Origin of the sequence: Pseudarthrobacter sp. C4D7 (assembly GCF_013359725.1) — a bacterium.
In the GTDB taxonomy this organism is placed as follows: Bacteria; Actinomycetota; Actinomycetes; order Actinomycetales; family Micrococcaceae; genus Arthrobacter.
The window spans coordinates 23,719-45,433 of record NZ_JABFMW010000029.1 but is presented as its reverse complement, the minus strand read 5'-3'; the positions used below and the strand labels follow the sequence as shown (position 1 = coordinate 45,433).

The 21,715-nt window shown below is 66.7% G+C and carries 19 protein-coding genes; 7 read left to right on the top strand and 12 right to left on the bottom strand.

Annotated features, from left to right (window positions below):
• Positions 1–44: 44 nt before the first annotated feature.
• Entirely contained in the window at positions 45–713 is a 669-nt protein-coding gene (locus HNO81_RS16855; protein ID WP_175319254.1) for an acVLRF1 family peptidyl-tRNA hydrolase, read from the top strand.
• A gap of 17 nt (positions 714–730) precedes the next feature.
• Here HNO81_RS16855 and HNO81_RS16850 read toward each other — a convergent pair whose 3' ends face one another.
• The gene (locus HNO81_RS16850; RefSeq protein ID WP_175319253.1) at positions 731–1,516 is read right to left on the bottom strand and encodes a GNAT family N-acetyltransferase; all 786 of its coding nucleotides are present in this window, start codon (positions 1,514–1,516) and stop codon (positions 731–733) included.
• A gap of 108 nt (positions 1,517–1,624) precedes the next feature.
• Positions 1,625–3,421 carry an aspartate--tRNA ligase gene (gene aspS / locus HNO81_RS16845; protein WP_175319252.1) on the bottom strand — a complete coding sequence of 599 codons (1,797 nt, stop codon included), beginning with the start codon at positions 3,419–3,421 and terminating at the stop codon, positions 1,625–1,627.
• Positions 3,422–3,519: 98 nt separating this feature from the next.
• Between aspS and HNO81_RS16840 the strand changes: the two genes are divergently transcribed.
• On the top strand, positions 3,520–4,773 hold the full coding sequence (locus HNO81_RS16840; RefSeq protein WP_175319251.1) for an APC family permease: 1,254 nt from the start codon (positions 3,520–3,522) through the stop codon (positions 4,771–4,773).
• A gap of 12 nt (positions 4,774–4,785) precedes the next feature.
• Here the strand turns inward: HNO81_RS16840 and hisS are convergent, their stop codons facing one another.
• Entirely contained in the window at positions 4,786–6,168 is a 1,383-nt protein-coding gene (gene hisS / locus HNO81_RS16835) for a histidine--tRNA ligase (protein WP_175319250.1), read from the bottom strand.
• A gap of 228 nt (positions 6,169–6,396) precedes the next feature.
• On the opposite strand from hisS, the gene HNO81_RS16830 reads away from it, so the two are divergent.
• The 3 genes from HNO81_RS16830 to HNO81_RS16820 all read left to right on the top strand — a co-directional run bounded on the left by HNO81_RS16830 (position 6,397) and on the right by HNO81_RS16820 (position 9,741).
• A complete protein-coding gene (locus HNO81_RS16830) occupies positions 6,397–7,203 on the top strand; it encodes a peptidylprolyl isomerase (protein ID WP_175319249.1) in 807 nt (268 codons plus the stop codon).
• Between the two features lie 66 nt (positions 7,204–7,269).
• Complete coding sequence (locus HNO81_RS16825; RefSeq protein ID WP_175319248.1) at positions 7,270–8,853, top strand: DUF349 domain-containing protein; 1,584 nt, start codon at positions 7,270–7,272, stop codon at positions 8,851–8,853.
• Between the two features lie 114 nt (positions 8,854–8,967).
• Positions 8,968–9,741, top strand: coding sequence for a type IV toxin-antitoxin system AbiEi family antitoxin (locus tag HNO81_RS16820; RefSeq protein WP_175319247.1), 774 nt, complete (start codon positions 8,968–8,970; stop codon positions 9,739–9,741).
• Here the strand turns inward: HNO81_RS16820 and HNO81_RS16815 are convergent.
• The 9 genes from HNO81_RS16815 to pdxT all read right to left on the bottom strand — a co-directional run bounded on the left by HNO81_RS16815 (position 9,622) and on the right by pdxT (position 19,580).
• Positions 9,622–12,012 (bottom strand): bifunctional (p)ppGpp synthetase/guanosine-3',5'-bis(diphosphate) 3'-pyrophosphohydrolase, encoded by a 2,391-nt coding sequence (locus HNO81_RS16815; RefSeq protein WP_217509528.1) that lies wholly within the window; start codon positions 12,010–12,012, stop codon positions 9,622–9,624. The genes HNO81_RS16820 and HNO81_RS16815 overlap by 120 nt on opposite strands.
• A gap of 149 nt (positions 12,013–12,161) precedes the next feature.
• Positions 12,162–13,178 (bottom strand): protein translocase subunit SecF, encoded by a 1,017-nt coding sequence (gene secF / locus HNO81_RS16810; protein ID WP_175319246.1) that lies wholly within the window; start codon positions 13,176–13,178, stop codon positions 12,162–12,164.
• The gene (secD, locus tag HNO81_RS16805) at positions 13,178–14,935 is read right to left on the bottom strand and encodes a protein translocase subunit SecD (protein WP_175319245.1); all 1,758 of its coding nucleotides are present in this window, start codon (positions 14,933–14,935) and stop codon (positions 13,178–13,180) included. Before secD ends, secF begins: the two co-directional genes overlap by 1 nt.
• Before the next feature lie 99 nt (positions 14,936–15,034).
• Entirely contained in the window at positions 15,035–15,442 is a 408-nt protein-coding gene (gene yajC / locus HNO81_RS16800; RefSeq protein ID WP_175319244.1) for a preprotein translocase subunit YajC, read from the bottom strand.
• 208 nt (positions 15,443–15,650) lie between these two features.
• On the bottom strand, positions 15,651–16,736 hold the full coding sequence (gene ruvB, locus HNO81_RS16795) for a Holliday junction branch migration DNA helicase RuvB (protein WP_175319243.1): 1,086 nt from the start codon (positions 16,734–16,736) through the stop codon (positions 15,651–15,653).
• The gene (ruvA, locus tag HNO81_RS16790; protein ID WP_175319242.1) at positions 16,729–17,373 is read right to left on the bottom strand and encodes a Holliday junction branch migration protein RuvA; all 645 of its coding nucleotides are present in this window, start codon (positions 17,371–17,373) and stop codon (positions 16,729–16,731) included. The genes ruvB and ruvA overlap by 8 nt, the downstream gene beginning before the upstream one ends.
• A gap of 90 nt (positions 17,374–17,463) precedes the next feature.
• A complete protein-coding gene (gene ruvC / locus HNO81_RS16785) occupies positions 17,464–18,042 on the bottom strand; it encodes a crossover junction endodeoxyribonuclease RuvC (RefSeq protein WP_175319241.1) in 579 nt (192 codons plus the stop codon).
• 68 nt (positions 18,043–18,110) lie between these two features.
• The gene (locus HNO81_RS16780) at positions 18,111–18,866 is read right to left on the bottom strand and encodes a YebC/PmpR family DNA-binding transcriptional regulator (RefSeq protein ID WP_175319240.1); all 756 of its coding nucleotides are present in this window, start codon (positions 18,864–18,866) and stop codon (positions 18,111–18,113) included.
• 3 nt (positions 18,867–18,869) lie between these two features.
• The gene (pdxT, locus tag HNO81_RS16775; protein ID WP_175319239.1) at positions 18,870–19,580 is read right to left on the bottom strand and encodes a pyridoxal 5'-phosphate synthase glutaminase subunit PdxT; all 711 of its coding nucleotides are present in this window, start codon (positions 19,578–19,580) and stop codon (positions 18,870–18,872) included.
• A 90-nt stretch (positions 19,581–19,670) separates the two neighbouring features.
• Between pdxT and HNO81_RS16770 the strand changes: the two genes are divergently transcribed.
• Together HNO81_RS16770 and HNO81_RS16765 are read left to right on the top strand one after the other, a co-directional pair.
• Complete coding sequence (locus tag HNO81_RS16770) at positions 19,671–20,963, top strand: Mur ligase family protein (RefSeq protein ID WP_175319238.1); 1,293 nt, start codon at positions 19,671–19,673, stop codon at positions 20,961–20,963.
• Entirely contained in the window at positions 20,960–21,715 is a 756-nt protein-coding gene (locus HNO81_RS16765) for a glutamine amidotransferase (RefSeq protein WP_175319237.1), read from the top strand. Before HNO81_RS16770 ends, HNO81_RS16765 begins: the two co-directional genes overlap by 4 nt.

The following is a 21,715-nucleotide window of genomic DNA, read 5'->3' as shown; positions in this document are numbered from 1 at the left end:
GTCCACCACGCGCTTTTCCCACCCCCCCCCCCGAAGGAACCACCATGCCCGCCCAAAGCCCGCCCGGCGCAGCTCCCTCCGTACGGACGGCCTTCGTATCCGGGCCACGTCTGGTGGGATGGGCGGAACGCTTCGGCGCCTCCCACGGCGGCTATGTGCTGCAGGATGGCGATGACGGCCTGCGGCTCGCAGCGGCAGACGGCACTGTGGCGCTCCTGCAGGCGCCATGGCCGGCTGATGGACGTCCGGGCCGCGGCGCAGGACCCCTGGAGCGGCTGGCCGCACTTGCCTCCCAGCCGCGCCGGCTGGGGTTGCTGCTGGTGCGGCGGGGCGGCTACGGGCTGGGAGTGGCAAGTGAAGGAGTGCTCCTGGCGTCCAAGGCAGGCACCCGGTACGTCCAGTCCCGGACTGCTGCCGGCGGCCAGTCCCAGCAGCGTTTCGCCCGCCGCCGGTCCAACCAGGCCGATGCCCTGGTGGCGGCTGTTGCCCAGCAGGCGGCGGACGTGTTCCGCTCAACAGACTTTGAATACCTGGTGCCTGCTGGCGACCGCGCCCTGGCTGACCTGGTCCTCCAGGAACCCGTCCTGCGTGATTACGCGCGCCTGCCTCGCCTGCCCTACCTGGACACGGCCGAGCCCCGGGCCGCCGTGGTGAAGAAAGCCGCCGCAGATGCCTGCTCGGTGCGGATCACGGTGACGGATCCGGCGGCCTAGCCCGCCGTCCTGGATTCTCAGCAGCCGGTGAGGCCCCGCCGCGGGCGTTCCTGCCGGTAAAGGTAGCGGCCGGTTTCGCGGAAGCCGGCCTGGGCGTACAGCTCCTGTGCGCCGTGGTTGGCCGCCGTGACCAGCAGCCAGAAGCCGTCCACTCCCCGCGCGTCGCCGGCCTGAAGCAGGGACTGGAGGATCGCGGAGGCGAAGCCCCGGCGGCGCGCTGCCGGCAGGGTGGCCATGCCGTGCGCGCTGCCTGCGGGAAGGGCAAGGCGCCCGACGGCGGCGGCCCGGCCATCGCCGTCCCGCACCAGGGCGTACAGTGACGGGCAGCCCCGAAGGATCTCGCCGGCGACGGCCAGGGCGTCGTCCCCGCCACGGCCGTCCACCTCCCACCAGACCCGCAGCCATTCCTCCGATGGGTGGGGCAGCACCTCTACCCCCGCCGTCGGAGCGGCCCCCGAACCCCCGTCCGCCGCGCTGCCAGCAAGCACAAGGGACAGGATGAGCGTCTCGGACTGCCGGGTGAAGCCCTCGGCGTCGAGGAAGGCGTTCAGCGGCGCGTAGCCGGCCCCGTCGAATACCTGGAAGATCAGCGGCAGGCGGCGGTCCCGGTACCAGCGCCGGGCCCCGGCCAGGCTCCGGCGCAGCGCCTCCGGGTCCTCCCCCGGTTCCCGGGGCCAGACGGAGTTGGCCCGCTGGGTCACCCCCACGGCCGCCCGAAGTATCCAGTCGCCGGCATCGTGGCGTTCCAGTGCGGGCCAGGCAGCGTCCATCAACGACTCCAGCCGCGGTACAAGCTCCGGCATCCCCGCTCTCCTCCCGGCGGCATCACGGCCACCCCTGACGTCTACTTGCGGAAAAGCAGCAGCGGCTCCCCGGAGACCCGGGAAACCGCTGCTGTTGAGACCCAAAAGCTACTTGGCGCCGTCGTTCTTCGGGGCCTCGGCCTTCTTGGCTTCTGGCTTGAAGTCGACCCCGGCCTCCTTGCGCTGCTGCGGCGTGATGGGCGCCGGCGCGGCGGTCAGCGGGTCATAGCCGTTGCCGGTCTTCGGGAAGGCGATGACGTCGCGGATGGACTCGACACCGGAGAGCAGTGCCACCACGCGGTCCCAGCCGAACGCGATGCCGCCGTGCGGGGGCGCGCCGAACTTGAAGCCCTCGAGCAGGAAGCCGAACTTCTCCTGCGCGTCCTCGTGCGAGAGGCCCATGACCTTGAAGACGCGCTCCTGCACGTCGCCCTGGTGGATACGGATGGAGCCGCCGCCGATTTCGTTGCCGTTGCAGACGATGTCGTAGGCGTAGGCCAGCGCCGTCTCCGGGTCGGTGTCGAACGTGTCCATGAATTCGGGTTTGGGCGAGGTGAACGCGTGGTGCACTGCGGTCCACTGGCCGCCGCCGACGGCGACGTCACCTGAGGCCACGGCGGCCGCGGCGGGCTCGAACATCGGGGCGTCAACCACCCAGCAGAAGGCCCAATCGGCCGGGTTGATCAGGCCGGTGCGGTGGCCGATCTCCACGCGGGCGGCGCCGAGCAGCGCCCGGGACGGGGTCTTCTCGCCGGCGGCGAAGAAGATGCAGTCGCCGGGCTTGGCGCCGACAGCGTCGGCCAAACCGGCCCGTTCGGTCTCGTTGAGGTTCTTGGCCACCGGGCCGGCGAGCTCGCCGTCTTCCTTGAAGAGCACGTAGGCCAGGCCCTTGGCACCGCGCTGCTTGGCCCATTCCTGCCAGCCGTCCAGGGTGCGGCGAGGCTGGGAGGCCCCGCCGGGCATGACGACCGCACCGACGTAAGGGGCCTTGAAGACGCCGAAGCTGGTGTCCTTGAAGAACTCCGTCAGTTCGGTCAGCTCCTGGCCGAAGCGCAGGTCCGGCTTGTCCGAGCCGTAGCGTGCCATCGCGTCGTTGTAGGTGATGCGCTGGATGGGCGTCGGGATCTCGACGTCGATCAGCTTCCAGAGCGCCTTCACGATGCCCTCGCCGAGGCTGATGATGTCTTCCTGCTCGACGAAGCTGGCCTCGATGTCCAGCTGGGTGAACTCCGGCTGGCGGTCCGCGCGGAAGTCCTCGTCACGGTAGCAGCGGGCGATCTGGTAGTACTTCTCGAAGCCGCCGACCTGCAGCAGCTGCTTGAACAGCTGCGGCGACTGCGGCAGCGCGTACCAGGAGCCGGGCGCCAGGCGTGCGGGGACAACGAAGTCGCGGGCGCCTTCCGGCGTGGAACGGGTGAGCGTCGGGGTTTCGATCTCGACGAAGCCTTCACCGTGCAGCAGCTCGCGGGCTACCCGGTTCGCCTCGGAGCGCAGGCGCAGGTTGCGGGCGGGGCCGGGGCGGCGCAGGTCCAGGTAGCGGTGCTTCAGGCGGGCTTCCTCGCCGACCTCGACGTGCTCGTCGATTTGGAACGGCAGGGGGTCGGAGGTGTTCAGGACGGTGACCGTCTCGGCGATGACCTCGATTGCGCCGGTGGCCAGCGCCGGGTTCTCGTTGCCTTCGGGCCGCTTGGACACGGTGCCCGTGACCTGCAGGACGTACTCGTTGCGCAGGCCGTGGAAAACCTCTTCCTCGCGGACGACGACCTGGGCGACGCCGGACGCGTCGCGCAGGTCCACGAATGCGACACCACCGTGGTCACGACGGCGGCCCACCCAGCCGGCCAGGGTTACGGTTTGTCCAATGTGCTCGGAACGAAGTGATCCGAGGTCATGTGTGCGCAGCACAGCACGCCTTTCTGCGGGAAAACAGTGGGAAGTCTAAATATGATCGTTGCGGGAACGATCCCGTCCGAGTTTACCCGTTGGAAAGGTACTGCCACCGCATGAGCGACCCACAGCAGCTGGAGCGCAGGCTGGGAACCTTCGATGCCACCGCGATCGGGCTCGGGTCCATGCTGGGCGCGGGTGTGTTCGTCGTCTTCGCTCCGGCTGCGGCACTGGCGGGGAATCTGCTGGTCCTGTCTGTGCTCATCGCGGGGGTGGTGGCGTACTGCAACGCCGTTGCCTCTGCGGCCCTCGCCGCCACCTACCCCACCAGCGGGGGTACCTACGTGTACGGCCGGAAGCAGCTCGGCGAGTGGCCGGGCTTCCTGGCCGGCTGGGGGTTCGTGACGGGCAAGACGGCGTCCTGCGCGGCCATGGCATTGACGTTCGGCAGCTATGTTGCGAGCGGTTACGCGGTCCCGGTGGCGGTGGCTGCCGTGGTGGCCCTGACCGGCGTCAACCTGCTCGGCATTACCCGCACCGCGCTGCTGACACGGATCCTGCTGTGCATGGTCCTGGCCACGCTGGTGTTCGTTGCCATCGCCGCTGTGCTGGGCCCGCACGCCGGGGCGGCGCAGGCCGGGACGCCGTCGGGCAATCCCGCAGGGGTCCTGCCGGCGGCGGGACTCATGTTCTTCGCCTTTGCCGGCTACGCCCGCATTGCCACGTTGGGCGAAGAGGTCAAGAACCCCACCCAGGCCATTCCCCGGGCCATCCTGGCTGCGCTGGCAGCGGCGTTTGCCATTTACCTGCTGCTGGCCGTGCTCCTGCTGAACCACCTCGGGGAGCGGCTTTCCGCCTCCGGAGCCCCGCTGCTTGACGCAGTGGTGGACTCCCGCCTGGGAGCGGCCGCCCCGCTGGTGCAGGCGGGCGCTGCCGCCGCATGCCTCGGCGCCCTCCTGGCACTGATTACGGGGGTGGGCCGGACCACGCTGGCCATGGCAAGGGAACGCGATCTTCCGGGTCCGTTGGCAAAAGTGGGCGGCGCCCACACGGTTCCTTACGTGGCCGAACTCGCCGTGGCCGGCGTCGTCATCGTGCTCCTGCTGACCACCAACGTGATCACCGTGGTGGGCTTTTCAAGCTTCGGCGTGCTGGTCTACTACGCCGTGGCGAATGCGTCCGCGTTCACCCTGACGGCCCATCCCGGGTACGCCCCCCGCTGGCTGAATGTGGTGGGGTTCCTCGGCTGCGTCTTCCTTGCCTTCACGCTGCCGCCGGCGTCCGTCCTGACCATGGCCGCGGTGCTGGCTGCGGGGATGGCAGGGCGCTGGCTGGTGCTGCGCTTCCGGCGGCACCAGTCCAGGCCCTGACCTCCCGGGGCTTCAGTTCCCGGGCTGGACCGGGGCAGCAGCCGGCGCCGTTGTTTCAACCTGCACCGTGAGGTCCTCGACCGGCGGCATCCAGGTTTCCGGTGCAGCAAGCACCTGCTCACCGGTGCGGATGTCCTTCACCTGGTGCGTGCCGTCGTCGTCGGTGAACCAGACGAACGGGATCCCCCGCCGGTCCGCGAACTTGATCTGCTTGCCGAACTTCTCCGCCTTGGCCGCTACTTCGGTTGGAATTCCGCGGCTGCGCAGCAGGGCGGCAACGTCCTGGGCCGCTCCCCAGCTGTCGTCCTGGTTCAGGGCCACCAGCACCGCGGTGGGAACCGAACGGGAAGCCCTGGCAAGGTCCTGGCTCAGGATGCGGGATACCAGGCGGGTCACGCCGATGGACAGCCCCACGCCGGGGAATTTGCGGTTGCCCTTGGAGGCCAGTGCGTCGTAGCGGCCGCCGGAGCAGATGGACCCAAGCTGTTCGTGGCCCACCAGCACGGTTTCCACCACGGTACCGGTGTAGTAATCCAGGCCGCGGGCAATGCTGAGGTCGGCCAGGACCTTGCCGGGAGCGCGCTGTACGGCGGCATCGATGACCTGCTCCAGCTCGTACAGGCCTTCGTCCAGGAGCTCGTTGCTGACGCCCAGCGCCCGGACCTGCCCCACGAAGGACGTGTCATCGGTGCGGATGGCCGCAAGCTGCAGGGCTTTGGCAGCCTGGTCGTCGGACGCGCCCAGCTCTGACTTCAGCAGCTCGGCCACCTTGGCGGGACCGATCTTCTCGAGTTTATCGATGCTGCGCAGCACCCCGGCGGTGTCATCGAGCCCAATGCCGCGGTAGAAGCCCTCGGCGAGTTTCCGGTTGTTGATCCGGAGGCGGAAATCCGGAATGGGCAGGGCGCTGAGGGCCTCGGCGATGACCAACGCAATCTCCACGTCGTACCGGAACGGCAGATCGCCGTCGCCCACCACATCGATGTCCGCCTGCGTGAACTCGCGGGCACGCCCCTCCTGCGGCCGCTCGCCGCGCCACACTTTCTGGATCTGGTAGCGGCGGAACGGGAAGGCAAGGTAACCGGCGTTTTCAACCACGTAGCGGGCAAACGGCACCGTCAGGTCAAAATGCAGGGCCAGTGCGTTGGGATCGGCCTTGCCGCCCTTGACCGGGTTCTCGCCCTCATCGTCCTGGAGCCGGCTGAGTCCATACACTTCCTTGTCGATCTCCCCCTTGCGGAGCAGCTGTCCCACGGTCTCCACCGCACGGGTTTCGATGGACGCAAATCCATGCAGTTCAAAGACCCTGCGCAGGGTATCGAGCACATGCAGCTCCACCAGCCGCTCCTCGGGAAGCCACTCGGGGAATCCGGACAGGGAGGCGTTGCGTGCCATGGGAAAGGTTCTCCTTAGGGATGGAAGGCGCGGCGCAGTGGCAGCCACACCGTTTAAAGACGGCGTAAGGCAGCAGCACAGCCGGCCATGCATAAACTATGTGCGGCAGCCAGTTTATGCGTCATCCGTGTGCATCTCGAATGCGTCGGACCACTACAGCATGGCCGCCAACTCATGTGCCCGGCGGCCAACCGCGGGGCGCCAGCAGCCCGACGATGAGGAGGACCCTTGCCGGCCAGTCCACGCAGTGCCCGCGAAACGAAACGGCGCATCCAGCAGATGGAAGCCAAGCGTGACCTCCGGCGGGACCAGGAGAAGCGGCGGAAACGCGACAACCTCGTCGCCGCCGGCGCCGGAACTGCCGCCGTGGTGCTCGCCGTCGTCCTCCAGCTCACCGCGTTTGCCGGCAACCCCACCGAGGACGAGTACGCCACCGCGCAGGCAGGACTGACAGAGCCCTCAGCCTCCGCAACGCCCTCCGCCGCCGCAACCAACGGCCCGAACATTCCCGCAGCGGACACCGCCGCGGGCAAGACGTTCACGGGTCAACTGCTCCTGAACGGCAGCCCCCTCGGGGTGGAAGTGGACGGGACGAAAGCCCCGCAGGCCGCCGCCGTCTTCAAGTCCCTGAGCGACGAAGGCTACTTCAACGGGAAGACGTGCCACCGGCTCACCACCGCCGACCAGTTCGGCGTACTGCAGTGCGGCTCACCCAACGGCGACGGCCAGGGCGACCCCAACTACACCTGGGGCCCGCTGGAGAACACCCCCGCGGACAACATGTACCCGGCCGGCACCATCGCCGTGGCCCGAACCGGCAACAACGCCTATGGCAACGGGACACAGTTCTTCATTGTCTACAAGGACACTGCCATCCCGGCGGACTCCGCGGGCGGCTACACGGTGGTGGGCAAGGTGACCTCAGGCCTTGATGTGGTGGCCAACATCGCTGCCGCCGGCATCACCCCAGGCGCCAGCGACACGGACGGCGCACCAAAACAACCAGTCACGATAGACTCGTTTTCTCTGAAGTAGGAGCCGGGCCCGCAAGGCAACGGTGCAGTACGTGAGTATTTCCCTCCAAGCGAAAGACTTTTAGCGGTGACAGACAGTCAGAAATCCGACGAAACAGCAACAGGCGTAACCGAAGAGACGGCTCAGGCCGAGGAGGCGGCCACAACTGCTGACCAGTCCGGGCAGGCACCGGAGAACGCAGAGGCAGTCGCTGCCGAAGAACCGGCCGCAGACCAGGGCACGGCTGAAACGGGCACTGCGGAGGAGCACCCGGCGCAGGACGCAGAAGACCAGGCCGGGACCCCTGCCGCTCCCGCGCCCCGGCCGTCCGCGCCGTCGCCGGCTGCTTTCGCATCCCGTCCCAAGCCTGCTGCCGCTGCCCCCGCCGTGTCGCCGGTTCCCGCCGCGCCCAGCACCTCGGTTGCCGAGGCCTCCAAGTGGGGCCGGGTGGAAGGAGACGGTCACGTCTACCTGACCATCGACGGCGGCGAGCACCCCGTGGGACAGTACCCCGGAGTGAGCGGCGATGAAGCGCTGATCTACTTTGCGCGGAAGTACGACGACGTCGTGGCGCAGGTTGTCCTCCTCGAACAGCGCGTCAGCTCCAAAGCTCCCAGCACCGACATGCAGAAGACGGTCACACACCTGCGTGAACAGCTCGCCGAACGGAACATGGTAGGCGATCTCCGGGCAGCTGAGGCACGGCTGGACACGCTCGCAGGCCAGATCACCGAGCTGGAGAAGGCCGAAAAGGCCGAGCACGACGCCGTCCGCGCCGCCGAGCTTGCAGCGCGCGAGGCCATTGTTGCGGAGGCAGAGCAGATTTCCGGGCAGGACCCCGCCCAGACGCAGTGGAAAACCTCCAGCGCCCGCATGAACGAGCTGTTCGAGAACTGGAAAGCGGCGCAGAAGAGCGGCGTACGCCTTGGCCGCAGTAATGAGGACGCCCTCTGGAAGCGCTTCCGGGCAGCCCGGACGGTCTTCGACCGCCACCGCCGGGCCTACTTCTCCCAGCTCGACAGCAACAACTCTGCTGCCAAGGCGGCCAAGGAAAAGCTGATTGCGGAGGCTGAGGCGCTCTCCACCTCTACGGACTGGGGATACGCCGCCGGAGAGTACCGCCGCCTGATGGACCAGTGGAAAGCGTCCCCACGCGCCAGCCGCAAGGATGATGACGCACTGTGGGCCCGGTTCCGTGCCGCGCAGGATGTCTTCTTTACATCGCGCCAGGCTGCCAACGACGAGATCGACCAAGAATACTCCGCTAACCTCACGGTGAAGGAAGCGCTGCTGGCCGAAGCCAACGGCATCCTGCCGATCAAGGACCTGTCTGCCGCCAAGAAGGCGCTGCAGTCTGTCCGCGACCGCTGGGAAGAGGCCGGCAAGGTACCCCGTGCCGACATGGGCCGGATTGAAGCCGGCCTCCGGAAGGTGGAGGACGCTGTCCGCCACGCCGAGGAAGAGCAGTGGCAGCGCTCCAACCCGGAGCGGAAGGCACGCACCAACAGCGCGTTGTCGCAGCTCGAGTCCGCTATTGCCGGGCTCCAGGAAGACCTTGCCAAGGCTGAGCAGACCGGTGATCAGCGCAAGATCAAGGCCGCCCAGGAGGCTCTTGAGGCCCGCCAGGCCTGGCTTGACCAGATCCAGCGTTCGGCCAGCGAGCTGTCCTGAGTTTCCTGCACTGAGCTTGCTGCCCTGAGGCAGGCAAACAGGCCCGGCCCCGGTTATCCACATAACCAGGGCCGGGCCTGTGCCAGTTAACGGCGGCCCGGGCAGGATGGAGGCATGGCCTCACCATCAACTTCCTCCGCGGCCCGGCCGGGCAGGGACTCCTCCGCCCCGGTACCACGGCAGGGCTGCCCGGTTGCCGGCGCAGAAACGTCCGGCCCACCACGGTTTCCCGAGCTGTACGCGCCGGATAAACCCTTCGCTTGGCCGGAACTCCAATCACTGGCATCCGACGGGGTCCTGGCCCGCCTCCACCACCACGGCTACACCCTTCCCGGATCCCCCGCATCGCCGCAGCTGCGGGCACGGGCAGCTGCCGGTGCTGTGCCGGCAGCCATCAGGCAACGCGTCGTGGCCGGGCGGATGACGGCAGCCTGGATCTACGGCTGCGCCGCGGAACCGGACAGGATGGCGCTCCTGGTGGACGCAAAGCGGCGGGTGTCCGGCCTGCGGAATACGCGTGGCTGCACGCTCCACGAGGTGAAGCTGGGGCCCTTCGACGTCGTCAGTCTGGGCGGGCTGATGGTCTCCAGCCCATTACGGACGGCGCTGGACATCGCCCTGCACGTGGACACCGAGCGAGCCGTGCCGGCCATCGCCGGCCTGCTGGGCCGCCCGCAGCAGGACGTGCAGCTCCGGCTGCTGGTGCGGGCCATTGAAGCAACACCCAGGGTGCCCCACAAAAGGGCCGCCCTGGAGAAGCTGGCCCTGCTAGCTCCGGCGCTTGTTGCCGGTGGTCCGGTAGACGTCGAAGACCCCGTCGATCCGGCGGACGGCACTGAGGACGTGGCTGAGGTACTTGGGGTCGCCCATCTCAAACGCGAACTTTGAGATGGCTACCCGGTCCGTTGAGGTGTGAACGCTGGCTGCAAGGATATTGACGTGGTTGTCGGAGAGGACCCGCGTCACGTCAGAGAGCAATGACTTGCGGTCCAGGGCCTCCACCTGGATTTCCACCAGGAAGACGCTGGACTGGGTGGGCGCCCAGTCGACGTCCACGATCCGGTCCGGCTGGTCCTTCAGGTCCGAGATGTTGGTGCAGTCGGTGCGGTGCACGGAAACGCCGGATCCCCTGGTCACAAAACCCAGGATGGGGTCCGGTGGCACGGGCGTGCAGCAGCGGGCAAGCTTCACCCAAACGTCGCCCACGCCGCGGACCACGACGCCGGAGTCGGAGAATCGGGCCTTGCTGACCTGGCTGGGGATGCTGACCTCTTCGACGTCATCATCGGCGCCTTCGTTGCCGCCCAGGCTTTCGATCAGCTTCTCCATGACCGACTGTGCGGACGTGTGACCGTCTCCCACGCCGGCATAGAGGCCGGAGATATCGGTGTACTTGAATTCCTCCGCCACGGCGGCCAGGGCGTCGTGCGTCATGAGCCGCTGCAGCGGCAGGTTCTGCTTCCGCATGGCGCGGGTCAGGAGTTCCTTGCCGCGGTCGATCGCCTCTTCGCGGCGTTCCTTGCTGAACCACTGGCGGATCTTGTTCCGCGCCCTGGCGCTCTTGACGAAGTGCTGCCAGTCCTGGCTGGGTCCGGCGCCTTCTGCCTTGGAGGTGAAGATTTCCACCCAGTCGCCGTGGTTCAACTCGCTGTTGAGCGGGACCAGTTTGCCGTTGACCCTGGCGCCGATGGTGCGGTGGCCCACTTCAGTGTGGACGGCGTACGCAAAGTCCACGGGGGTGGAGCCGGCGGGCAGCGCCATGACCTCGCCCTTGGGCGTGAACACGAAGACCTCGCGGGCGTTGATCTCAAAACGCAGCGAATCAAGGAACTCCCCGGGATCGGAGGTTTCCTGCTGCCAGTCCACCAGGGAGCGCAGCCAGCCCATGTCGCCGTCGCGGGGGCTTCCGGGGCCCACCGCGGTGCGGTTGGGCTGGTCCTTGTACTTCCAGTGCGCCGCCACGCCGTATTCGGCCCGGCGGTGCATCTCGTGCGTACGGATCTGGATCTCCACCGGTTTGCCGCCCGGACCGATCACGGTGGTGTGCAGTGACTGGTACATGTTGAACTTGGGCATTGCGATGTAGTCCTTGAACCTGCCGGGCAGCGGGTTCCAGCGCGAATGCATGGTGCCCAGGGCGGCGTAGCAGTCCCGGACGGAGTCCACCAGGACACGGACACCCATGAGGTCATTGATGTCGTCGAAATCCTTGTCGCGGACAATCATCTTTTGGTAAATGGAGTAATAGTGCTTGGGCCGGCCGGTGATGGTGGCCTTGATCTTGGCGGCGCGCAGGTCTTCGGTGATCTGGTCGCGGATAACGCCCAGGCTCTTTTCCCGCTCGGGGGTCCGGTCCCCCACCATCCTGACAATCTCTTCGTACACCTTGGGATAGAGGGCGGCGAAGGACAGGTCCTCGAGTTCCCACTTGATGGTGTTCATGCCCAGGCGGTGCGCCAGTGGAGCGAAGATTTCCAGGGTTTCGCGTGCCTTGCGGGCTGAGGACTCGGCCGAGACAAAGCGCCACGTGCGGGCGTTGTGCAGACGGTCGGCGAGCTTGATCATGAGGACCCGGATGTCCTTGGCCATGGCCACGACCATCTTGCGGACGGTTTCGGACTGGGCGGCTTCGCCGAAACTGACCTTGTCCAGTTTGGTCACGCCGTCCACCAGCATGGCCACTTCCGGGCCGAAATCGCGCTTGAGGTCCGCGAGGGTGTAGGGGGTGTCCTCCACGGTGTCGTGGAGCAGGGCCGCCGCGAGGGTGGTGCCGCTGAGGCCCAGCTCCGCGAGGATGGTGGCCACCGCCACCGGATGGGTGATGTAGGGATCACCGCTCTTGCGTTTCTGCCCGCGATGGCTCCGCTCCGCGACGTCGAAGGCGCGCTGGATGAGGTCGAAATCCTCTTTGGGGTTATTGGCCCGGACGGTGCGCAGCAGCGGCTCGAGGATGGGCGAATACGTGGCGCCCCCGCGGCCGGTCAGGCGCGCAAGCCGGGACCGGGTACGTTCCCGCCGGCCGGGAAAGGTTGGCCGCGAACCCGAATTATCAACAGGGACCAGGGAGCCGGGGCGCGCTGGAGATCCCGCACCGGCCTGTACACCGGCAGGACTGATTTCTTCCTGTGCCGTTGGCGCCGACGCCGACCGTTCTTCCAATGAAGCACCCCTCACCACCGTTTAATTACTCCAGTCTATTCCCCCGGGGCGCCAGTTCCGTAACCGGAGCCGGACAGCCAAAAGCCGGGCAACGCAGAGGGTGCGTTGCCCGGCTTTTGAGGGAAATTCGGCTGCCTGTGACCGGCCGGTCAGGCGTTGGCTGGTGATGCCGGGGCCGACCGGTCCGCCGACCCTGCACGGCGCTGCTCCACCCGGCGTGCCTGCTTGACCAGGTCCGGTTCGCCCTGCCGGAGCCACGCGTACATCGGAGCTGCCACGAAGATGGTTGCGGCAGTGCCGATGAGGATCCCGACAAACAACGCCAGGGAAAGGTCGCGCAGGGTGCCGGCGCCCAGGAGACCGGCACCGATGAACAGGATGGCCCCCACGGGAAGGATTGCCACCATCATGGTGTTGATGGAGCGCACCAGGGTCTGGTTGACGGCAAGGTTGACTTCCTCGCCGAACGTCCGGCGCGTGGACGAGTCGATCCCGGTGGTGTTCTCACGGATTTTGTCGAAGACCACCACGGTGTCGTACAGCGAGTAGCTGAGGACGGTCAGGAATCCGATGATGGCCGACGGCGTGACCTCGAAATCACTCAGGGCATACACCCCTGCCGTGATGAACATGGTGACGGCCATGCCGGCCAGTGCCGAAAGGGACATCTTCCAGGTCCGGAAATAGAGGGCCATGAGTACCGCCGCGAGCAGCACGAAGACCACCAGGCCAATCAGCGCCTGCTTGGTTACGTCAGCACCCCACGTGGGGCCCACGAACGTGGAGGTCACCTCATTGTCGGTGACCCCGTAGGCGCCGGTGAGGCCCTGCTTGATGCGGAGGGTCTCGTCGTCGGTGAGCTTGTCCGTCTGTATGCGCATGGTGTTACCGGCCACGTTGGCAACGCGCGGGACGCTGCCGGCCACCACATCCGTCACGGCTTTCTCGCCGATGGAAGCATCCGTGGTCTTGACGTTCGAGACAGTGAACTCGGAGCCGCCGCGGAACTCGATACCGAGGTTGAAGCCGCCCTTGGCCACCGGAATGATGATGGACAGCGCCACCCCCACCGCAGCGATGATGAACCACAGTTTCTTGGCGCCAACGAAGTCGTAGGAGCGCTTGCCGGTGTAGAGCTCGTTGCCGAAAGTAGCGAAGCCTGACATTACTTGTTCTCCTTCGCGGAGGTCTTGGACGAGCCTGCCAGCTGTTCCTGCTTTTCTGCCAGGCGCCGTTCGGCGATGGTCATGCGGCGCTCTGCCTCGGCTGCTGCCCCGGCGTTCTTGCTGCGGACCACCACGGGCTTGTCCTCGGGAGTGCGGACACGGCCGGCCCCGCGGTACAGGGGTACGGCGCCCAGCCGTTCGGGATCCAGGCCGGAGAACTTGTGGCCTTCACCGAAGAAGCGGGTGCGCGCCAGCAGCTGCAGCGTGGGGTGGGTGAACATGAACACGACGATGAGGTCCGCGATGGCAGTCAGGCCCAACGTGAACGCAAAGCCACGGACGTTGCCAACTGCCACGAAGTACAGGACCAATGCGGCCAGGAGGTTGACGGCCTTGGAGGCCAGGACGGTGCGCTTGGCACGCTTCCAGCCGTTTTCGACGGCGGACACCAGGCCGCGCCCTTCACGCAGTTCGTCGCGGATGCGTTCGAAGTACACGATGAAGGAGTCGGCGGTCTGGCCGATGGCCACGATGATGCCTGCAACGCCTGCCAGGGACAGTCGGTAGTTCTCCGTCCAGCCCAGGATGGCGATGGCGAGGTATGTCAGGGCGCCGGCCACCACCAGCGAGGCAATGGTGACGAAGCCCAGGGCGCGGTACTGGAACAGCGAATAGACAACCACAAGGAGAAGCCCGATCAGGCCCGCCAGCAGCCCCATGCGCAGCTGTTCGCCACCGAGCGTGGCGGAAATCTGCTGTTCGCTCTGGATGTCAAAGCTGATGGGAAGGGCACCAAACTTCAACTGGTCTGACAGCGCCTTGGCTGTCTGCTCCGTGAAGCCGCCGGTGATCTGCGGACGCCCATCGGTGATCACAGCCAGTGACCGTGGAGCGGAGATGACCTGGTCGTCCAGCACAATGGCGAACTGGGACTTGGGGTCGGTGCCTGACTCGCCGCCGGCGGCCACGTAGAACTGGTTCAAGCGCTGGGTAACGTCCTTGAACTTGGCCGTGCCCTCGGCGTCGAACTGGATGTTGACCGCCCAGTCATTGGTCACGGCACCCTGGGCGCCCTGCTGCAGCTGGAAGGACGAGGTGACGATGTTGCTGCCCTTCACCTCCACAGGCCCCAGGATGTACTTGATGGCCGGGGACTTGTCGGTGGCAGGCTCGCAGGTGACCAGGGGCTTGGTGGGATCCGACCGCTGGGATTTCTCGGCCGCCGGGCTGTTGCAGTCCAGCGCTTCGAACTGCTTGTAGATCTCCGGGGTGATCCAGTTGGTGTCGCTGCTGTTGGCCGGCTCAGCCGTAGGTTTGGGCAGCTGGTCCTCAGGGGTCTGCGATTCCGGCGGCACTGCGGCGCCGTCGCCGTTGAGGAGGACGGGGCGGAAGTTCATGTCCGCGGATGCCTGGATGAGGTTCCGGGTTTCGGCGGACGGCGTGCCGGGAAGGCTGACCACCACGTTGCGCCCGGACTGGGTGCTGATTTCCGCTTCGGAGACGCCGGAGCCGTCAACGCGCTGGCGGATGATTGCCACGGCCTGGTTGAGCTGCTGTTCGTTAATGTCCGAACCGCCCTCCACCTTCGGCGCCAGGATCATCTGGGTGCCACCCTCAAGGTCCAGGGCAAGTTTCGGAGCCCAGCTGGCCTGCCCGGCGACGGTGCCGCCGGCCAGGACGGCCGTGAGCGCTGCCAGGAGTACGCCAAGCCAGACCAGGACGCGGAGTCCCGGTTTCTTGCGGCCAGTTCGTGCCATTGTCGATCTTTCTCTTATTCGCGGAAGAACCGCCGGCACGGGCTGTGGCCTGCGCCGGCGGTTGTCCGCAGCGGTAGAGGGAGGAAAGCGGCCGCGGGCCTAGCTGTCCTTCTTGCCCTCGTCGTTGAGGCGCTTCAGGGTTTCTTCCGGAGTCTCGGTGCCCATGGCGGTGCTGCCGGCTTCGGTGGCGGTCAGCGAGGATGCGTCATCCGGCACTACCGGCGAAGCGTCGGCGGGCTCGGCAGCGGGTTCCAGGGCAGGCTCTACAACCTTGGTGACCGCCTGGCGGTGAACAGTGGCCAGGTTGCCGGGGGAAAGTTCAAGGGTGACCTTGTTGTCGGCGTCGTCGATGTCCACGATCCGGCCGAAAAGGCCAAAGCTGGTCATGACCTCCACGCCCGGGGCAAACTTCGACTGGAGCTCTGCCTGCTGCTGCTGCGTCTTCTTGTTGCGGCGGAACATCATGAAGATGAAGACGCCGAGCATGACGAACAGGAGAATTGACATTGGATCCAAGGGGGAATTCCGTTCTTTTGCGTGGTGCTGCTGGTTTTCCAGCGACGTCGGCTTCGCTTCAGCCGGGGTGGTGGCGGCGCAGGCAGGAAGCCTGACGTTCCTTCCCCAAGCGGCGGGGGCGTCGGGGCCGCCCGCGAAACAAAGACCCGAACGTGCCGGGCGTCAGACCAGTCTAAAGGGAAAAGCTGGGCGGAGCCTGCTATTGGCTCTCCGGGGCCCAGTCCCCCGCCACTGGGGCGTCCCCGCCGGGCTCAAAAAGGTCCAGTTGCTCCTGGGCAAAAACGCCGGACGGAATGGCGTACCCCAGATGCGTCCAGGCCGGCGCCATGGCAATCCTGCCGCGCGGTGTCCGGCCGAGGAGGCCCTCGCGGACCAGGAAGGGTTCGGCTACGGTTTCGACGGTTTCCGTTTCCTCGCCCACGGCAATGGCCAGGGTGGAAAGGCCTACCGGTCCGCCGCCGAACTTGGTGATAAGGGCATCAAGGACGGCGCGGTCCAGCCGGTCCAGCCCCTTCTTGTCCACCTCATACATATCAAGGGCCGCGGAGGCGGTCCTGGCGTCAATTTGTTCCACGCCGTGCACCAGCGCCCAGTCGCGGACCCTGCGCAGCAGCCGGTTGGCGATACGGGGCGTGCCGCGCGAACGGCCGGCGATCTCGGCGAATCCGGCGGAGTTGACCTTCAGGTCCAGCAGGCCTGCGGAACGCCGCAGGACCAGTTCCAGTTCCGCGACGGAGTAGAACTCGAGATGCCCGGTAAAGCCGAAGCGGTCACGCAGGGGTCCGGGGAGGAGCCCGGCGCGGGTGGTGGCGCCCACCAGTGTGAACGGGGGCAGTTCCAGCGGAATGGCAGTGGCGCCGGCACCCTTGCCCACCACGATGTCAACGCGGAAATCCTCCATGGCCATGTACAGCATTTCCTCGGCCGGGCGGGACATGCGGTGGATCTCGTCGAGGAACAGGACCTCGCCTTCGGACAGCGATGACAGGATGGCGGCAAGGTCGCCGGCGTGCTGGATGGCGGGCCCGCTGCTGAGGCGCAGCGGCGCGTTCATCTCCGCTGCCACGATCATGGCAAGTGTCGTCTTACCCAGGCCCGGCGGCCCGGAGAACAGCACGTGGTCCGCCGTGCGCCCCCGCATCCGGGAGGCCTGCAGCACCAGCGACAGCTGCTTGCGCACCCGGTGCTGGCCAACAAAGTCATCCAGGTTCTTGGGCCGCAGCGCCGCTTCAATAGCGCGTTCCTCCGGCTCCTCCCCTGCTGCGACCAGCGAAGGTTCAGCCACGGGTGCCTACGCGGTTGCCGGCCCGTGCGCCGTCCTGGCCAAGCCACCGCAGCGTGGTCCGCAGGATTTCCGGCACGTTGCCCCGGAAGGAAACTTCCGGATCATCGGCGAGGGCTTTCTCGATGCTGGCGGAGGCATCCTTCTCGGACCAGCCCAGGCTGGTCATCGCCGCCACCACCTGGGGCTTCCAGGCGGCCTCGGCGGGCGTTGCGGCACCTGCGGCCGCCGGGGTGCCGTGCGGGACGAGCTTTCCGGCCAGCTCCAGCACGATCCTTCCGGCCACCTTGGGCCCGATGCCGGGAACCTTGGTGAAGGTCTTGCTGTCCCCGGTATGCGCCGCCACCCTGATGGCCTCGGGGTCGTGGACTGCCAGGACGGCGAGGGCAAGCCGAGGACCGACGCCGCTGACGCTCAGGAGGATGTCGAACACTTCCCGCTCATCGTCGGAAGCGAAACCGAAAAGGGTCAGCGAATCCTCGCGGACAATCAGTGACGTGAACAGCTGGCCCTGTTCACCCACGTGCAGCCGGCTGAGCGTCTGCGGTGTGGCGTTGACACTCATCCCCGCACCGTTGAGGTCAATCACGGCCGTGGACAGGCCTACGTGCGCTACGGTTCCGCGGAGGAAACTGATCAAGGCCGGGCTCCCGTTGTACCGCCGGCCTCATGGATGAGGGCCCGGCTATCCGAACATATCTACGAATACCCTAGCAAGCAGCAGGGACAATCAGCGTGCACGGCGCGCTTTTGCCTCTGCTTCCGCCCACGCCCGCTGGGCCGGCGTGAGGGATGAACTGCCGGGACCGGTGGTGGCAACGGCCGCACCGCTTCCGGCCCGCCATGCATGGGTAATGGCCAGCGCCAGCGCATCGGCCGCGTCGGCCGGGCGGGGCGGGGCGTCAAGGCGGAGAATTTTGGTGACCAGTTTGGTGACGGCATCCTTGTTGGAGGTTCCGCTTCCGGTCACCGCCGCTTTGACTTCCGACGGCGTGTGCAGCGCCACCGGGATTCCCCGGCGTGCCGCCGCAGCGATCACCACGCCGGACGCCTGGGCGACGCCCATCACTGTGCTGACGTTGAGCTGGGAGAAGACGCGTTCGACGGCGAGGACGTGCGGTTCGTAACGGTCCAGCCACTCATCGATGGCTGTGGCGATCACCAGCAGTCGGCGGTCAAGGCTCTCATCCGGGGACGTGCCCACGACCCCCACCGCCACCATGCTGGCCCGGCGGTTGCGTTCAACATCCACCACGCCGATGCCGCAGCGGGTGAGGCCGGGATCAACGCCCAGGACGCGGAGCGTCACGCGTGCGTCCCCGGAGCGGGCAGGCCCGGCCTCACGTCCCGCGGCGGTCTAGTTGGCAAAGCCGGACGTCACTCGGATTCCAGGGCGGCCTGGACGTCGTCGCTGAGGTCGGCGTTGCTGTAGACGTTCTGGACGTCGTCGAGCTCTTCCAGCGCGTCGGCAAGCTTCAGGAACTTGCGGGCGCCGTCGACGTCGAGTTCCACCTGCATGGAGGGGACGAACTCGACTTCATCCGTGTCGTATTCAATGCCGGCTTCCGCCAGCGCTTCACGGATGGCCTGCAGGTCCCCGGGTTCCGAGTGGATCTCGAAGGTCTCGCCGTTGTCCTTGACTTCTTCCGCACCTGCATCCAGGACGGCCATCAGGACGTCGTCCTCGCTCAGGCCGTTCTTGGGCAGGTTCACCACGCCCTTGCGGGTGAAGAGGTAGCTCACGGAGCCGGGGTCGGCAATGGTGCCGCCGTTGCGGGAGATGGCCAGGCGGACCTCGGAGGCCGCGCGGTTCTTGTTGTCCGTAAGGCACTCGATCAGCAGGGCCGAGCCCTGGGGACCGCGGGCCTCGTACATAATCTCGGTGTAGTCCACTACCTCGCCGGTGAGCCCGGCGCCGCGCTTAATGGCGCGATCGATGTTGTCGTTGGGGACCGAGGTCTTCTTGGCCTTGGTGACGGCCAGTTCAAGGCCGGGGTTGCCGGCGAGGTCCGGTCCGCCCATCCGGGCGGCAACTTCGATGTTCTTGATCAGCTTGGCAAACGACTTTGCGCGGCGGCTGTCAATGATCGCCTTTTTGTGCTTGGTCGTTGCCCATTTGGAGTGGCCTGACATGCTTTACGCTTCTCCTCTGATCATGCGGATAAAAAGTTCATGTACGCGTTTTTCGCCAGTCACTTCCGGATGGAAGGAGGTGGCCAGCAGCTGGCCGGAACGCACTGCCACAATTCTAGCCGTCCCGGGAAGCGATGCGGCGTGCGACGCCTGGCCGGGTTCCGCCGGCTCCACCTGGGCCAGGACTTCCACGCCCGGGCCCACCCGCTCCACCCAGGGTCCGCGGATAAAGACGGCGTGCACGGGTTCCACGCCGGACGCGGTGGCGCTGAACTCCAGTCCCTTGAAGTCAAGATCGGTTTCAAAGGACTCCCGTTGCCGGCCAAAAGCGTTGCGGCGGACGGTGATGTCCAGACCGCCGAAGGTCTGCTGCGGTGCCCCGGACAAGTCAGTGGCAGGATCCGCGATGTCTGCGGCCAGCAGGATCATTCCCGCGCAGGAGCCATAGACGGGCAGGCCATCGGCAATGTATTTGCGCAGGGGCCCGGCAAGTTCGAAGGCACGCGCCAGTTTATCGATGGTGGTGGATTCTCCGCCGGGAATGATGAGGCCGTCCAGGCCATCCAGCTCAGCCGGCCGGCGGACGGCGATACCCTGTGCGCCGGTGGCTTCCGCGGCGCGCAGGTGCTCGCGGAAGTCGCCCTGGAGGGCCAGGACACCAATCCGCAGGCCCGAGCCCACGCGCGCAGGATCAGCAGAAGGGGGGTTTGTCATCCTTCCAGCATACGGTCCCGGCCCTCCGGCTGTTGCCGAAGGGCTGCCGCCGGCAAAGGTTGCATGCCGCTGCTGGGATATATTCGAAACATGGTCTTCTTCAGTGTTCCGCTCGGCAAGCTGGTCCGCAGGGTCTCCCGGCTGCGCGGCGGCGGCTCCGCACTTCCAGGCCTGGTGGTGGAAAAAATCGACCCCGGTTTTATGCGGCGGACCCTCACCACCCTGCCCCACGGCGTGGCTGTGGTCAGCGGTACCAACGGCAAGACCACCACCACCAAGATGGTGGTTGAACTGCTGGAAAGCCAGGGCCTGAAGGTGTTCACCAACCGGACGGGCAGCAACTTCACCCGGGGCGTGGCAGCGGCCCTCCTGGGCGAAGTGGACTGGCGCGGCAGGCTGGACGCGGACATTGCGGTCCTGGAACTTGACGAGGCCCACGCCGTCCATTTCGTCAACAGCGTGCCGCCGCGCTACTGCCTGCTCCTCAATGTGCTTCGCGACCAGCTGGACCGCTTTGGCGAGATCGACAAGACCGCGCAACTCCTTCAGCACATCGCCGCCAAAACCACGGGAACGGTGGTCCTGAACCGCGAAGACCCGCGGGTTGCCAGGATCGCTGACACGCTGACCGGACAGGACGTCAAGTACTTCGGCCTCGACGATTCCCTGCTGGGCACCTTCCCCAATGACGATGACATGCGCGCCACTCCCGGCAGCCCCGCCCCGGCGGGCCTGCCCGCCAAGCCGCAGGCCGACGTCGTCCTCCGCACCGTGGGCGCGGACAGCGCCGGGTTTGAGTACGACGGCGGTACGGTCACCACGGCGATGAAGCTGCGCGGCGTGTACAACATCTTCAACGCAGCCGCCGCCCTCACACTCGCCCGCAGCATTTGCGGCGGCGGTGCTGCCACCGCAAACCACGAGACCCTCCTGCAGTCGCTGTCCCAGGTGGCTCCTGCTTTTGGCCGCGGCGAGAGCCTGACCGTGGACGGCCAGCCCCTGGACCTGGTGCTGGTCAAGAATCCCAGCGGCTTCCGGCTGGGGTTGAAGTCCTTTCCCGCAAGCGGCTACGCCACCATGATCGCGATTAACGACAACTACGCGGACGGCCGGGACATGTCGTGGCTCTGGGATGTGGAATTCGATTCACTCCGCGACGGCGGAGTGGAGCTGCTGACCGGTTCGCGGGCCTACGATATGGCCCTGCGGCTGCAATACGACGAAGTGCCCGTCGGCGCCGTGGACACCGATATCACGGCCGCCCTCGCCGCCTTCATCCGGGAAGGGCAGGGCAAACCCAAGCGGATCTTCTGTACCTACACCGCCATGCTTGCCATCCGCCGCGAGCTGTCCAAAATCACCACCGTGGAGGTCGTCTCGTGAGTCCGGCAGAAGCAACGGAAGCCCCCACCCCGTCCAAGGGCACCCTCCGCGTGGTCCAGCTGTACCCACGGGATATGAACATCTACGGCGACTGGGGCAATGCGCTGGTCCTGCAGCGCCGCATCCAGTGGCACGGCTACACCCCGGAGCTGCTCGAATACAACGTGGGCGATCCTTTCCCCGAGGATGTGGACATCATTGTTGGCGGCGGCGGGCAGGACAGTGGCCAACTGGTCATCCAGGACGACCTGCAGGCCCGGGCCGGACACTTGAAGGAGTTGGCCGAGGACGGTACGCCCATGCTGGTCATCTGCGGCCTGTACCAACTTTTTGGCCGGTTCTTCAAAACACGGACCGGCACCGTCATCCCCGGCATCGGCGTCCTGGACGTTGAGACCCAGGGCACCGATGAACGCCTGATCGGCAACGTCAAAGTCTCGACCACCGAGTTCGGCGAAGTCCTGGGCTACGAAAACCACAGCGGCCAAACCACGCTGGGCAGCGGTGTGCGGCCGCTTGGCACCGTGGCCAAGGGCACCGGGAACAACAGCAGCGACGGCCATGAGGGCGCACGCTACCGGAACATCGTTGCCAGCTACCTGCACGGTTCGCTCCTTCCCAAAAACCCTGCCATCGCCGACTTCCTGATCCGCACGGCCGCCGAGCGCAAGTTCGGCAGCTTCTCCCCCGGCACTCCCGACGACGCGTACGCTGTCCTGGCACGGGAAAACGCCGCCCGCCGGCCCCGCTAA